A 13,296-nucleotide genomic window follows, 5' to 3' on the forward strand; every position below is an offset into this window, starting at 1 on the left:
ATGGCAAGGTACTCGATCGACGTGGCCCCTCTCTCCGCGTGTGCATCTTGTCCTCAGACCCTTCGCAGTATGGCCCGCCCCACGGGTGCAGAAACGCGGGATCGCCCAGTATTAGATACAGGAGTGACCACTACAGTGGCCGTTAAGATTCGACTCAAGCGCCTCGGCAAAAAGGGCGCACCGTCCTACCGCATCGTCATCATGGACTCCCGCGCCAAGCGCGACGGTTATGCCATCGAAGAGGTCGGCAAATACCAGCCCACCGAGGAGCCCTCGTTCATCGAGGTCAACTCCGAGCGTGTTGGCTACTGGCTCTCCGTCGGCGCCCAGCCGACCGAGCAGGTTGCCGCACTGCTGAAGATCACCGGTGATTGGCAGAAGCATAAGGGCATCGAGGGCCAGGAAGGCACCTTGAAGACCAAGACCGCCAAGGAAGCGTACGTCGCTCCCGAGAAGTCTTCGGTCATCCTGCCCGAGGCCATCACCAAGAAGGCCGATAAGACAGAAGAAGCACCCGCCGCGGAAGCCGAGGCCGAGAAGGCAGAAGCCACCGAGGCTGAGTAGAAATGCTCGTTGAAGCTCTCGATCACTTGGTCCGCGGCATCGTCGACTCCCCGGAGGACGTCGCCGTGGAGCAGAAGGCCAACCGCCGAGGCGACACGCTCGAGGTCCGGGTCCACCCCGACGACCTCGGGCGGGTCATTGGCCGTCAGGGACGTACCGCCCGCGCATTGCGCACCGTGGTAGCGGCCCTGTCGGACGGCGAACCGGTCCGCGTCGACGTGGTCGACACCGACCGACGCCGCTAGGCCCGGTCGCAGAGTTTCACCCCGCCGGCCCCGCACCGTACACCGGTGCGGGGCCGCGCGCTTTAAACACATCGTCGGAACGTTGCAGACGTTCCCGTCTCAAGGAGTCACCATGCGCCTCCAGGTCGCACGCATCGGCAAGCCTCACGGAATCCGGGGGGAGGTCACCGTCCAGCTCATGACCGACGACCCCGACGCACGCTTCGAACCGGGAACCGTCTTCGACGTCGAATCCTCCCCGGCCAAGTACCTGACCGTGGAGGGGGCGCGCTGGAATAAGGAAATCCTGCTGGTTGCCTTCGAGGAGATCCCCGACCGCAACACCGCAGAGACCATGCGCGGATCCCTGCTGTTCCTCGAAACAGCGGACCTTGAAGAAGACGATGAGGACGCCTGGTATGAGCATGAGCTGGTCGGCCTCACGGCCCGCATCGGCGAGGAAGCCGTCGGCACGGTGACCGGACTACGCACCAACGACGCCCAGGACCTCCTGGTCATCGAAGACACCGAAGGCGCCGAAGTCCTCGTCCCCTTCGTTGAAGCCATCGTCCCCGAGGTCGACCCCGAGGCCGGCTTTATCCGGCTCACCCCGCCGGACGGGCTCTTCACGCTCAATCGGGCGCAGGGCGCCGAGGAGGGCCAGGCCTAGGGCATGCGCATCGACGTCGTCAGCATCTTTCCCGAATACCTGCAGGCACTGGATATCTCGCTGATCGGCAAGGCCCGGCGGGAGGCCCTACTCGACGTGCGGATCCACGATCTGCGCGACCATACCCACGACCGTCACCGCACCGTCGACGACACCCCCTACGGCGGGGGAGCCGGCATGGTGATGAAACCCGGCCCCTGGGCCGAAGCGCTTTCCTCGATCGCCGGAGCCGAGTCAGGAGCACAGCACGCCGATTCTTCCCGGCCCCTCTTGCTGATCCCCTCACCCGCTGGAGAGGTCTTCACCCAGGCCATGGCCCGGGAACTGTCCGAACGCGAACATCTGGTCTTTGCCTGCGGACGTTACGAAGGCATCGACGAGCGGGTCTATGAATTCGCCGCCGAACACTACGAGGTCCGCCCCGTCAGCCTCGGCGACTATGTCCTGAACGGGGGAGAAGTTGCCGTGCTGGCCATGGTGGAGGCGATTGGCCGCCTGGTCCCCGGAGTCGTGGGCAACCCCGAATCCTTGGTCGAGGAATCCCACTCCGACGGGTTGCTCGAATACCCCGTCTACACCAAACCGTCCAGCTGGGAGGGCCGCGACGTCCCCGAGGTACTCCTCAACGGCAACCACGCTCTCATTGCCCGGACCCGCCGGGCCTGGCAGCTCGAACTCACCGCCGAACGCCGCCCCGACCTGATCCGGGCGCTGGACCCCGATTCCCTGAACCGGCGCGACCGCGACACCCTGTGGCATGCGGGCTTCATGATCGAAGACGGCTGCGTCGTGGCTCGCCCCGCGGACTAACCAGGCCAGGATCCCCGACAGCACGCTCCGGGCCGGCACGGGATTAACCACCGCGGGGATGCGTATGGCAAAATGGGACCTTGCGTCTACTGGGTGCGCTCCTGCCACAGGGGGAGTGCGCCAACAGTCAGAGCGCCGACGAACACAGACGTGTTGGTCGGTTCACCACACTCCGTTTCCACGGTTTCCGCTTTCCTCGTATCGCGGCCGTGAGAACGTGTCGAAGGTGGGTGACCTGTGGCATCCGCCCAAGGAGAAGCACCAGATGCATATTCTCGACTCAGTTAACGCAGCCTCGCTGCGTAACGACATTCCGGACTTCCGGACCGGTGACACCCTCAAGGTGCACGTGAACATCGTTGAAGGCAAGAACACTCGTGTTCAGGTCTTCCAGGGCTACGTCTTGGGCCGCCAGGGCCACGGTGTGGGCGAGACGTTCACCGTGCGCAAGGTGACCTTCGGCGTCGGCGTGGAGCGTACCTTCCCGGTGCACTCGCCGATCGTCGAAAAGATCGAGGTCGTCTCCCGCGGTGACGTGCGTCGCGCGAAGCTGTACTACATGCGCGATCGTCACGGCAAGGCTGCACGCATCAAGGAAAAGCGCGAGTTCGGCTCCAAGTAGAGCCGTGCGTCGGGACGAATTCGTCCCGTCCATGATCGTGAAGACATCATCCGTCCCGCACGCTTCGCCGAGCGGGCGGAGCAGGCGCCGGTCCCGTTTTCGGGGCTGGCGCCTTGTCGTGGGCGCACTGATGGTCGCCGCCGTCGCAGCGATCATCGTGCGGGCCACGCTGGTGGACTTCTACTACATTGGCTCCGACTCCATGGAAACCACCTTGGAACCCGGCGAGGGACTGCTGGTGAACCGGACCGCCTACCACCAGGATCCGCCGCAACGCGGGGACGTCCTGGTCTTCGATGGCCGCGGATCCCTGCTGCCCTACCAACGGGCCAGCCCGCTGGATGATGTGCTGCGGGCGCTGCGTGTCTCGGGGGACGACACGGCCTTCGTCAAACGTGTCATCGCCGTCGGCGGAGACACCCTAAGCTGTTGTGACAAGGACGGACGGCTACTGCTCAACGGGGAACCGCTCCACGAGCCCTACCTTTTCGCCGGGGACGCAGCCAGCGAACAGGAGTTCACCGCCGTCGTCCCCGAAAGCAGGATCTGGGTCATGGGCGACCACCGTTCGGTTTCGGCCGATTCCCGCTCCCTGCTGGGGGCACCCGGGGGAGGAATGATCCCCGAGGAACGAGTCATCGGACGGGTGGAGCGGGTGATCTGGCCCATGGGCGCGGCGCGGCATATCGAGGGAAAGGCACCACGTGAATGAGCAGCAGGCGGTAGGACCGGCCGGGGACGACGGCGGTGCGCCCGTCAGGCACCCCCGGAACCCCGTCTGGGGGTGGGTCCGCGAATTCCTCATCGTGGTCGGCATTGCGCTGGTGCTCTCCTTCGTCATCAAAACCTTTTTCTTCCGCGCCTTCTACATCCCCTCGGGCTCCATGGAGCAGACCCTGGAGATCAACGACAGGATCTTCGTGAACCTGCTGATCCCCGGCCCCTTCGACCTGCACCGCGGCGACGTCGTCGTCTTCAACGACGATCTAGGCTGGCTGGGCGAGACCCCGCCGACCCCCACCAACCCGGTGACCGAGGCGATGACCTTCGTCGGCCTGCTCCCCAACACCGCAGACCAGCATCTGGTTAAACGCCTCATCGGCATGCCGGGGGACACCGTGGAATGCTGCTCCGAGGACGGGCGCCTGATCGTCAACGGGGAGCCCATCACGGAGCCCTATATTTACCCCGGAGCAGCCCCCTCGGAGGAGTCCTTCAAGGTCACCGTGCCCGCAGGCAAGGCCTGGGTCATGGGGGACCACCGCAACGCCTCCGCCGATTCACGCTTCCACCCGGATATCCAGGACGGATTCATCGATACGGACTCCATCGAAGGCAAGGCGGTCCTGCGTGCCTGGCCCCTGGACCGCTTCGGAACCATCGACGGACACCACGAAGTCTTCGCCGACGTCCCCAACGAATCAGGCCACTAACCCATGGCCCACCGGACCCCCGCCCCGACCCTGGACACCGAACTCGCCCTGGCTACTGCCCTGGGCGGCGGAGGAAACCAACTCATCGGCGGTTGCGACGAGGTCGGCCGCGGAGCCCTGGCAGGTCCCGTCAGCGTGGGCATGGTCGTCATCGACCCGGCGACCGCCGGACTGCTCGAGGACGTCAGGGACTCCAAACTTCTCAAGGTCGCCACTCGCGAAGCCCTCGTCCCGGTGATCCGGGAATGGGCCGCCGGCTGGGGTGTGGGCCATGCGGCAGCGACCGAAATCGACGAGCTGGGCATCGTCGGCGCCCTGCGCCTCGCCGGAAACCGGGCCTGGGCGAACCTCGCCGAATCGGCGCGGCCCCACGCCGTGTTGCTCGATGGCAGCCACGACTGGTTGACGGCCCCCGGACAACCTGCACTGCTGGGCCAGGGCACCGGTGCCACAGCGCCGTCGTACCCCTTCGACGCTTCCGACGCCCGGGTGAGCACCCAGATCAAGGGGGACCTGCTCTGCCTTTCGGTGGCCGCAGCCTCGGTCTTGGCCAAAGTGGAACGCGACACCCTCATGGCCACCTATGATGAACTGGAGCCCCACTATGGGTGGGCGATCAATAAGGGCTACGGAACGGCAGCCCACCGCCAGGCCATCGTCGAACACGGTGCCACCGACTACCACCGCTGCAGCTGGCGGCTGACGGCGCCGGCGGCAACCCGTTAGACCCAGGGAGGAACCATGAGCGCCGACGATCTCGAGAACTATGAGACGGATATGGAGCTGCAGCTCTACCGCGAATACCGCGATGTGGTGAACCTGTTCACCTATGTCGTGGAAACCGAACGACGGTTCTACCTTGCCAACGAGGTCGACCTCCAGATCCGCTCGGCCGACGGCGAAGTCTATTTCGACGTCACCCTCAAGGACGCTTGGGTCTGGGACGTCTACCGTTCGGCCCGATTCGTGAAAAACGTCAGGGTCATTACCTTCAAGGACGTCAACGTCGAAGAACTCGCCGAAACCGGGGAACTGACCACCAAGGATGCCGGCCTGGGCAGCTAGGCCGCCGCCATGAAAGACCAACCCACCCCCGTCCGGGACGTCTCAGGCCCGCTCGAACTCGTTCTCCCGGAACCACCACTGCTCAGCTGGGACGACGGCGGAACACAGGGCACCGCCCGTTGGTTCGGTAGCGGCCCCGCCCCCCTACAGATCCGGGTCGTCGACGATACGTTGACGGCCGAAGACGCCTACCGGATGGCCCACCGGGGCACCGCGATGCTCTGGACCGGGGATTACCATAACGCCCGTCAACTGCTCAGCGCCCTCGGACGGCGGATCCCCGGCCCCCGCCCCGCAAAACGTGCGACCGGCACCCAGGCAGAACGCGAGCCAGATGTCGGAGCCGAGTTCTACCGGCACCGTCAGGCCCGCTCCCGACGTTCGCGGATGTTGGCCTCGGTCCTGGTCCCGCTGGCCCCCGGACCGTCGGTGGACCTGCGCCGCGGCCCCGAGATCGCCACGGCCTGGACCCACGCCCACGGCCCCATCACCGAAGCCTCCGTCATCCCCCTGCAGGACCTGCTGGGGGTGCTGGGAGCCGAACAGTGGAGGGCGCGGGGAGTCCACGTCCCCGCGCTGGACGCTCCCATCCACCCGCATTACGGCACCTTCGCCCCGATCCGCGGGGAATACCTGGACTTGGTCGCCGGCGAAACCTTGCCCGAGACCGACACGGCCTTCGACATCGGCACGGGAACCGGAGTGATCGCAGCGATCCTCGCCCGACGAGGCATGAAACGGATCGTTGCCACCGACCTTTCCGCCCGGGCCATTGCCTGCGCCCGGGAGAACCTAGACCGGCTGGGAGTAGGCGAGACCGTCGAGTTGGAGCAGACCGATTTGTTCCCCACCGGCCGGCGTGCCGGCCTGGTGGTCTGTAATCCGCCGTGGCTTCCCGGTAGTGCGAACACCCTGCTCGATCAGGCCGTCTACGACCCCAAGTCCCGGATGCTCCGTGCCTTCCTGACCGGACTGCCGGAGCATCTGGAACCCGGAGGTGAAGGCTGGTTGGTGATCTCGGATCTTGCAGAGCATCTGGGGCTGCGTAGCCGGGACGAGCTCCTGGGCTGGATCGCCGCCGCCGGGCTGCAGGTTGCCGGGCGCAGCGACGTGAAACCCAGCCATCGCCGCGCCCTGGACCGCGAGGACCCGTTCCATGAGGCACGATCTGCCGAAATCACGTCCCTCTGGCGGCTCATTGCCGCCTAGTGACACGACCTGAGGTTCGAGGCAGGCTCGGGCGGGAGCTCTGAGCTAGAGGCCGGTCTTGCTGACTCCATATTTGGCCTGCGCCGGGGTGTATCCCTCGAAGACCAGTTGCTCGATCAGCCCGGAACGGGAGAACGCCGTGTAATCGAGGTAATTCTCTGCTGCTTGGGCAGCCTGTTCGTTCCAATCAACGGTCAGCCGGTTCACGGCCCAGGTGGCATCGGCTTTCGAATACTTTTCGAAGACCAATTGTTCGATCAGCCCTGGTTGGGAGAAGGCCGTGTAATCGAGGTAGCTTTCAGCGGCCCGCTGAGCGTTCTGCTGGCTGGTCGTGCCAGCCGCAGCTTCGGCTTTCTTTTGCGCGGCTGCTTCTGCCTTGGCCTTCTTGGAGGCATCTGCCTTCTTTTCGGCAGCTTCAGCCTTGGCCTTCTTCGAAGCCGTGGCCTCGGCCTTTTCCGCGGCTGCCTTCTCCTGCGCTGCATCAGCCTCCGCCTTCGCAGACGCTTCGGCGTCAGCCTTTTCCCGAGCTGCCTCGTCCTTCGCCTTCTGGGATGCCTCAACGTCGGCCTTCTCCTGGGCCGCCTCATCGTCGGCCGCCTGAGCTACGGCTTGTGCCGAAGCATTCGGCGCCGAATCGGCTGGGCCGGGCACGGAAGCGGTGCCGCCACCGGCCACGTTGATGATGATACTCAGAGCGAAGAGGGCGAGGGTAACGATCAGTGCCACCTTCTTGTGCTGGTCGTAGCCTTCCAACGGGAGACCGCGCTTATCGCGGGTTCTATTCGCCAGTACGAGGATGAGATCGACCAGAGCCCAGACACCCAGACCACCAAAGGTGATCAGCTTGAGAATCCCTGTCCCGACTTTGCCCAGATAGAACCTATCCACACCGAACATCCCCAGCAGAAGCGAGAGCAGCCAGGTGGCAAGGAAGGATTTCGAGCTCTGCTGAGGTTGGCCGTAACCATAACCATTGGCTGGCGGATAGGGCGCGAAGTTGGGAGTTTGGCTCATGAGAGTCCTTTCAGGGGACACCTGACCGACGTGCGATACGTATCGTGCGGGATGGGTGCGAGACTGGGCGCGTCACCGGGAGGACCGATGCGGCGCGCGTGCCCCGGAAGCGAGATCTCTCGCCAACCACAAGTCACCAGCATTTTTGTTCCCCCCAGGACGCCGCGGGCGTCGATGCCCGTCCAACGGATAATACACAGATTTTTGGCGGCAAATCCATTGGCTTTGTAAAATGACTTGATGTCGCAGGTTTATGACCACAACCGGCATTTCAGGCGGCAACCGAGGGGAACGCCCGCCCGGGCCCACCGGTGACTTGACAAGCCTCGCCGCGGAATCATGTTCGTTGTTTTCGCCCGTTCCCTCAGCTTCGTGTGAGTCCTCCACAGGTACTGCCCTGAACCCCGCGTCCACAGCTGCCGACCCGTCAGGTCGACCCAACACACCTGCCGCCCAGAGTAGAGGCGGAGGTGGGTCATGGGACATAACCAGGAGCTGGGTCAACGCGGGGAAGTGTTGGCCGCTCAATACCTGATGGGGCGAGGCATCCACGTGGTGGCCATGAATTGGCGGTGCCCGATCGGCGAAATAGACATCGTCGCGGACGACGCCGGCACCCTGGTGGCCGTGGAAGTGAAAACCCGTTCGGGGCTCGGCTTCGGTCATCCGGCCGAGGCGGTGGATGCGGTGAAGCTGCGACGGCTGCATCGATTGGCTAGCGCGTGGTGTCGTGCGGCGGGCCAACCCCGACGGCGGCGCCGAGTCGATGTCATCGCCATTATCGCGGTCCCGGGGCAACACCACCGGGTCGCCTATTTCAAGGAAGTCACCCCATGAGCCTGGGCAGGGCCGCCGGGGTGTCCCTGGTCGGTTTGAACGGTCACATCATCGACGTCGAGGCCGATCTGGGCGGAGGGCTGCCCGCCTTCGTGCTGTTGGGGCTGCCCGATGCCTCCTTGATCGAAGCCCGTGACCGGATCCGCTCTGCGGCCCGCAATTCGGGAGTGCCGCTGTGTCCGCGACGCATCACCGTGAACCTCACTCCGGCTTCGCTGCCCAAACGGGGATCCTCCTTCGATCTGGCATTACATATAGTATGACGTTTATGGGAGAACAAGCCGCGATCTACGTCAGGATTTCCAGAGACAAAGCCGGCCAAGAAGCCGGTGTCGAGCGTCAGGAAGCCGACTGTCGAGCCTTGGCAGAACGATACGGCTACGAGGTGGTGGCTGTTTACAAGGACAACGACTTTGGAGCCAGCAAGCACAGCCGAAAAAAGAGACCCCAGTACCGTGCCATGCTTGATGCCGCGGGAAACGGTCAATTCGGGGCGATCCTGGCCTACACGAACAGTCGTCTCACTCGTCGTCCAGCGGAATGGGAGGAACTTATTCGACTAACCGAATCCAAACACCCAGTCCAGGTTCGAACAGTCAATTCTGGCGATGCGAACTTCACGACGGCTGATGGTCGAGCAATCGCCAGGACCTACGCCGCTTGGGATGCGGCGGAAGCGGAGCGGATAGCCGAGCGAGTTCAGCGTGCCAAAAAGGAAGCACGAGCCGCCGGCAAATGGTTGGGTGGCCCGCGTCCGTTCGGATACAAAGTGGATGGTTTTACCATCGAAGAGAGGGAGGCAGAGGCTATCCGTTGGGCCGCACGTCAGGTGATCGAGGGACGGAGCCTGAACAGCTTGGCCCGGGAGCTTGCAGAATCCGGATTTACGACCTCGTCTGCGAAGAAGCCCCAACTGATGCACCAGATTGCCCTGCGGCGTATTCTTATACGCCCCCGGAACGCGGGATTTGCGGACCCGGCTGGGACCGTCGAAGCGGAATGGGCGCCGATTCTCACGGAAGACGTCTGGCGTACCGTGCGTGGCATCCTCGAAGATCCATCGCGGCGCACACAGACTTCATCGGCCGTCCGCTGGTTGGGATCACACCTGTACCGCTGCGGGGTCTGTGGGCGAGTCCTGCGACCCGCTAGCACTGGGGGAGTGGGCAGACCTAGACGCACGGTCTATCGGTGTAGCTCCGGCAAACATATTCACCGCGACCAAGCGGGTATGGACGCCTTCGTCCGGGAGGTTATTGCCCTGCGTCTCTCGAAGCCCGATCTCCGGGGTCTTCTGCCGGTCGCAGCAATCGACGCCGAACGCGTCGAGGTACTCAAAGCCAATCTTCGGATGCTGCGGACGCGGACGGCGCAGCTGGGTACGGACTATGCCGAAGGGCTGTTGACGGGACAGCAGACGCGACTGGCGACAATGAAACTTGAGCACGACATCGCCGGTGACGAATTCGAACTGGAACGCTTGGGACGAACTAGCGTGTTGCAAGAGTTCGCCACTGCTTCGGACCCGGCGCGACGTTTTCTTGACGCCAATGTGGAGAAGCAGCGCGCGGTCGTCGCCCTACTTCTCGAGGTGCGCGCTCTGACAGCCCCAAGGGGACGGCCAGTTGGACACAAACCGGGAACCCCATATTTTAGCGCAGACTTCATAGACCTTAAGTGGAAGTAGTAGGTCGACTCGACCTCTGCCACTCATAGACGCGATCGTGTCCATCCCACTCGACTAAAGCACATATTGCCGGCTGTTGCTCACTTCGACTGAGGCACCCTTCGTCTCAATGAGCCTTGAATTTGGTCTTCAGCACCGCTTTTCCGGGACCCTAACTGTGTTTGGGCTCACTGACTCGGCCGTAAGGCATGCCCAATTGCTCGTTCTTAGGCATTGTGCGGCCGTATGGTTTTGTGAGGCAGCTTGATTGGATCCCTCGTTTCAGATGCCCGTCAGCAGCAAGAAGAATTACGATCCAGCGTTCCGTGAAGAATCTGTCCGTCTCGTCCTGGGATCGGATCGCTTGGTGAACCAAGTTGCCAGCGAAACCGGGGTGAAGCCAAGCACCCTGGGCAACTGGGTGCGCCGATACAGCTTGTCAAACCCGGGACGACCTACACCGCCCAAGCCAGAAGCCAGTAGCCAGAAGCCCGGTGCTTTGGGGCGAACACGAGAAAGCACTGGCAGAGAATGCGAAGCTGAAGGCCGAGGTCAAGTTCCTGGGAAAAGTCAGCGCCTTCTTTGCCGCGAAGCAGAAGTAGAGGACTTCTACGAGTACATCGAAGCAGAGAAGGCCAACCACTCCATCGACTGGCTATGCCGGGCGCTGAAGGTCTCCAGGGCATCGTTCTACCGTTGGCGCCGCCCTGCGGGCCCGACGACGCGGGCTATCCGTCCCGAGCAGCTTACCGAGGCAGTGACCACGCTGTTCAGCAAGGAAAAACAGTGCGCCGGACGAGATCAACTGACCTTGATGCTCAACGCCGCCGGGACCAAGGTCTCGGCCCCGACCGTCGGGGCGGAACATGCGGGCCAATGGCCTGCGTGCGGTGCGTACGGAGGCCTGGAAGGCCGCAACCGTGCAGGATCCGCAGGCCAAGACCTCCCACATCGGGAACCTCATGCTCGATGAGAACGGAGGCAAAGATTTCCCGGTAGAGCCCCCCCGGCACCCGGCTGGTCGGGGACATCATCTATCTGCGAACTGGTGAGGGATGGCTACTCCTGGCTATTGTGATCTATCTCTGCACGGGCATGGCGATCGGCTGGTCGATGGCCGATCACATGCGGGCGAGCCTGTGCACCTCGGCGCTGAGGATGGCGCGGAACAACGGCCAGTTCGCCGGCCTGGGGACCATTTTTCCCAGCGTCAGAGGGGCTCAATATACGTCCGAGAAGTTTCAGACATGGTGTTCGGGTAACGGAATCGCCCAGTCCCTGGGTGCCGTGGGGGTGTGCTGGGATAATTTCGTGACAGAGAACTTCTTCTCGCGTTTGAAGACCGAGTTCTACTGTTAAGATGGCGCTTCAGATAGCGCTTGTGTAGACGTCCGGTAGCGCCGGCACGGGTATCGGATAGCATTTTCTTGCCATCGATAAAAGGGAAGTCGAGGTCTCTCACGGTGAGCAATTCGCTCTGCTCCCGCGTGCACCGATGCTTGTCGAAGAGCATGCGCCAGGCCTTGACGACCTCGGCGCGAACAAGCGGCCATCGTTTCATTCTGCCGGTTGGGGGCGCCTTTGCGAAAGCACGGCAAGCATCTGGCGGTAGCAGTTCATGAGCGGGGTCCTTCGACATTCGGCCACGGCCAAGGGTGACTGCCGGGTGGAGGCGTCTATGCCGGAAACCTTCGCCACAGCACTACCCGATGCCCGCGCACCTGCTACCGCTTCGTTACACATGCGCTATCCGAAGCGCCGTATTAACATTCGACCACCACGAACGCTTCGCCACCCGCATCGCTGCCTGGCGCGCGATCGTGGACTACATCGATCCCTGGTACAACCGCAGAAGACCGAATCGCCGGGCCGGAGGTATCCCACCAGCAAGGCCCTGTCCAGCCATCAGAGTCGTGTTCAGGAACCCCTGGCCGCGTAAAAAAAACACTATGAAACTGTCTAAAATACTCGACGACCGCAAAGGGGCGATACGGGCCTACTCGGGTTACTCGCCAATGCGCAGGTTTACGTCAATTGTCGGCGGCTCGGGTTCACAGCTACGACGATGCACGGCCAGATGCAGAAGACATCTAGTACGCATAGCCAGGCTTTGCTGGCTGTATGAAAGAGTAGAGTCAAAACGGTGAATGAAAAGCAGATACAGGACATAGCCGACAGGGTTATTGAGGCTCTAAACAACATGGCGCCCACCGAACCGTCTGCATGGGCTGAACTCGCGGCAATTACACCTCTCGTTGCCCTGACCGCGGCTTTTGTGGCTGCAGTGATCGGGTATAGGAACTTGAAGCAACAGCGGGCGGCACTAGAGGCCCAAATTTCGTCGCATGAGTCGAATCTAACTCAAAAGTCAGAAGCAGATTCCAGATCCGAATGGTGGCGCCGTACTCAATGGGCCCTTGAAGCCGCTGCATCAGAAAATACTGCAATGTACGGTTACGGGGCCGGGATGCTCGATCTTCTTGCTCGGAGTGAGCTAGCGGGTCCTCACGACAAAGAGTTGCTTTATACAGTCTTCAAGGCAACTTCCACCGAAATGGAAGACGAAGGCATTGAGCAACTTATTGAGGGAGCTCGTAGGCAGAAAGATCTCACCACAGAGGAGATAAAGTCGCTACTCAGCTATGACCAAGCAACAATTGAGTCTCTTGAGAAGCTCAAGAAACAGTCGCAAAAACTAACGTATGACGTCTTGGCGGGCCTGCTGGAATCTAGCGCAAGCAAAGGGACTCAAGGACGCGCTGTGCCCAAAATACCGCGTAACGACGAGGTATTTGACACCATTCGCCGAGAAATTCTCGCCGCTAGGCTAAAGGTCACTCTCGATCAAGAGCTGGAGCGTAAGACCTCCCCCACGGTGAAGCGTCTTTCCCAGATGAAGCTCACCCCACTCGTCGCTCCCACCGCACGGTCCTACAAGGCCTCCGGACATGAAGATTTCAGGGACATTAACCGCAGATTCGATGATGACCGTATGAGTGGACCGCCACCAATGGAATAACGAATTCTCCAGACCAAGCCGAAGGACCGCAAGGAGTTCTCAACGGCATCCACTCGTGCCAACTTCAACACCTTCATCGCCCCTCGTCTAGGCAGTGATCTCGACTCGATCAGGCTTCCCGACAAGATGGCAGCCGCCGAACTGTGGGTGTCCAACTCCGGTC

At 62.4% G+C, this 13,296-nt stretch carries 15 protein-coding genes and 2 pseudogenes; 16 read left to right on the top strand and 1 reads right to left on the bottom strand.

Features of this window, described 5'->3' with window-relative positions:
• Window positions 1–135 precede the first annotated feature (135 nt).
• The 10 genes from rpsP (at window position 136) to FM101_RS05010 (ending at window position 6,597) form a co-directional block, all read left to right on the top strand.
• A complete protein-coding gene (rpsP, locus tag FM101_RS04965; RefSeq protein WP_086996351.1) occupies window positions 136–564 on the top strand; it encodes a 30S ribosomal protein S16 in 429 nt (142 codons plus the stop codon).
• 2 nt (window positions 565–566) lie between these two features.
• Complete coding sequence (locus tag FM101_RS04970) at window positions 567–809, top strand: RNA-binding protein (RefSeq protein WP_086996354.1); 243 nt, start codon at window positions 567–569, stop codon at window positions 807–809.
• Between the two features lie 112 nt (window positions 810–921).
• Window positions 922–1,458, top strand: a complete 537-nt coding sequence (gene rimM / locus FM101_RS04975) for a ribosome maturation factor RimM (protein ID WP_086996357.1) — start codon at window positions 922–924, stop codon at window positions 1,456–1,458.
• Between the two features lie 3 nt (window positions 1,459–1,461).
• Window positions 1,462–2,268, top strand: coding sequence for a tRNA (guanosine(37)-N1)-methyltransferase TrmD (gene trmD, locus FM101_RS04980; protein WP_086996360.1), 807 nt, complete (start codon window positions 1,462–1,464; stop codon window positions 2,266–2,268).
• A 265-nt stretch (window positions 2,269–2,533) separates the two neighbouring features.
• Entirely contained in the window at window positions 2,534–2,890 is a 357-nt protein-coding gene (gene rplS / locus FM101_RS04985) for a 50S ribosomal protein L19 (RefSeq protein ID WP_086996363.1), read from the top strand.
• A 118-nt stretch (window positions 2,891–3,008) separates the two neighbouring features.
• On the top strand, window positions 3,009–3,602 hold the full coding sequence (gene lepB / locus FM101_RS04990; RefSeq protein ID WP_245806620.1) for a signal peptidase I: 594 nt from the start codon (window positions 3,009–3,011) through the stop codon (window positions 3,600–3,602).
• A complete protein-coding gene (gene lepB, locus FM101_RS04995) occupies window positions 3,595–4,323 on the top strand; it encodes a signal peptidase I (protein WP_086996366.1) in 729 nt (242 codons plus the stop codon). The genes lepB (FM101_RS04990) and lepB (FM101_RS04995) overlap by 8 nt, the downstream gene beginning before the upstream one ends.
• 3 nt (window positions 4,324–4,326) lie before the next feature.
• A complete protein-coding gene (locus tag FM101_RS05000) occupies window positions 4,327–5,049 on the top strand; it encodes a ribonuclease HII (RefSeq protein ID WP_086996369.1) in 723 nt (240 codons plus the stop codon).
• Window positions 5,050–5,064: 15 nt separating this feature from the next.
• Window positions 5,065–5,388 (top strand): DUF2469 domain-containing protein, encoded by a 324-nt coding sequence (locus tag FM101_RS05005; protein ID WP_086996372.1) that lies wholly within the window; start codon window positions 5,065–5,067, stop codon window positions 5,386–5,388.
• 9 nt (window positions 5,389–5,397) lie between these two features.
• The gene (locus tag FM101_RS05010) at window positions 5,398–6,597 is read left to right on the top strand and encodes a methyltransferase (RefSeq protein WP_086996375.1); all 1,200 of its coding nucleotides are present in this window, start codon (window positions 5,398–5,400) and stop codon (window positions 6,595–6,597) included.
• A gap of 45 nt (window positions 6,598–6,642) precedes the next feature.
• Here FM101_RS05010 and FM101_RS05015 read toward each other — a convergent pair whose 3' ends face one another.
• A complete protein-coding gene (locus tag FM101_RS05015; RefSeq protein ID WP_086996378.1) occupies window positions 6,643–7,611 on the bottom strand; it encodes an Ltp family lipoprotein in 969 nt (322 codons plus the stop codon).
• Window positions 7,612–8,088: 477 nt separating this feature from the next.
• On the opposite strand from FM101_RS05015, the gene FM101_RS05020 reads away from it, so the two are divergent.
• The 6 genes and pseudogenes from FM101_RS05020 (at window position 8,089) to FM101_RS05045 (ending at window position 13,133) form a co-directional block, all read left to right on the top strand.
• Window positions 8,089–8,448 (top strand): YraN family protein, encoded by a 360-nt coding sequence (locus FM101_RS05020; protein WP_086996381.1) that lies wholly within the window; start codon window positions 8,089–8,091, stop codon window positions 8,446–8,448.
• Window positions 8,445–8,699: pseudogene (locus FM101_RS05025) on the top strand (magnesium chelatase domain-containing protein); the annotation flags it as partial. The gene FM101_RS05020 and the pseudogene FM101_RS05025, both read left to right, overlap by 4 nt.
• Window positions 8,700–8,716: 17 nt before the next feature.
• Window positions 8,717–10,135, top strand: a complete 1,419-nt coding sequence (locus FM101_RS05030; RefSeq protein ID WP_179204241.1) for a recombinase family protein — start codon at window positions 8,717–8,719, stop codon at window positions 10,133–10,135.
• Between the two features lie 265 nt (window positions 10,136–10,400).
• A pseudogene (locus tag FM101_RS16180) lies at window positions 10,401–10,589 on the top strand (transposase); the annotation flags it as partial.
• A gap of 542 nt (window positions 10,590–11,131) precedes the next feature.
• On the top strand, window positions 11,132–11,473 hold the full coding sequence (locus FM101_RS16185; protein WP_086996391.1) for a DDE-type integrase/transposase/recombinase: 342 nt from the start codon (window positions 11,132–11,134) through the stop codon (window positions 11,471–11,473).
• A gap of 784 nt (window positions 11,474–12,257) precedes the next feature.
• Window positions 12,258–13,133, top strand: a complete 876-nt coding sequence (locus tag FM101_RS05045; protein ID WP_143269218.1) for a hypothetical protein — start codon at window positions 12,258–12,260, stop codon at window positions 13,131–13,133.
• Window positions 13,134–13,296 lie beyond the last annotated feature (163 nt).

The organism is Arthrobacter rhombi, from assembly GCF_900163545.1.
GTDB classification, from domain to species: Bacteria; Actinomycetota; Actinomycetes; order Actinomycetales; family Micrococcaceae; genus Arthrobacter_H; species Arthrobacter_H rhombi_A.

What these genes read in the sequence shown, in the direction of transcription:
- FM101_RS05010 (WP_086996375.1), top strand. Translation starts at nt 5,398, where the DNA reads ATGAAAGACCAACCCACCCCCGTCCGGGACGTCTCAGGCCCGCTCGAA.
- rplS (WP_086996363.1), top strand. Translation starts at nt 2,534, where the DNA reads ATGCATATTCTCGACTCAGTTAACGCAGCCTCGCTGCGTAACGACATT.
- trmD (WP_086996360.1), top strand. Translation starts at nt 1,462, where the DNA reads ATGCGCATCGACGTCGTCAGCATCTTTCCCGAATACCTGCAGGCACTG.
- FM101_RS05005 (WP_086996372.1), top strand. Translation starts at nt 5,065, where the DNA reads ATGAGCGCCGACGATCTCGAGAACTATGAGACGGATATGGAGCTGCAG.
- FM101_RS05015 (WP_086996378.1), bottom strand. Translation starts at nt 7,611, where the DNA reads ATGAGCCAAACTCCCAACTTCGCGCCCTATCCGCCAGCCAATGGTTAT.
- FM101_RS05030 (WP_179204241.1), top strand. Translation starts at nt 8,717, where the DNA reads ATGGGAGAACAAGCCGCGATCTACGTCAGGATTTCCAGAGACAAAGCC.
- FM101_RS05000 (WP_086996369.1), top strand. Translation starts at nt 4,327, where the DNA reads ATGGCCCACCGGACCCCCGCCCCGACCCTGGACACCGAACTCGCCCTG.
- FM101_RS05020 (WP_086996381.1), top strand. Translation starts at nt 8,089, where the DNA reads ATGGGACATAACCAGGAGCTGGGTCAACGCGGGGAAGTGTTGGCCGCT.
- FM101_RS04970 (WP_086996354.1), top strand. Translation starts at nt 567, where the DNA reads ATGCTCGTTGAAGCTCTCGATCACTTGGTCCGCGGCATCGTCGACTCC.
- rimM (WP_086996357.1), top strand. Translation starts at nt 922, where the DNA reads ATGCGCCTCCAGGTCGCACGCATCGGCAAGCCTCACGGAATCCGGGGG.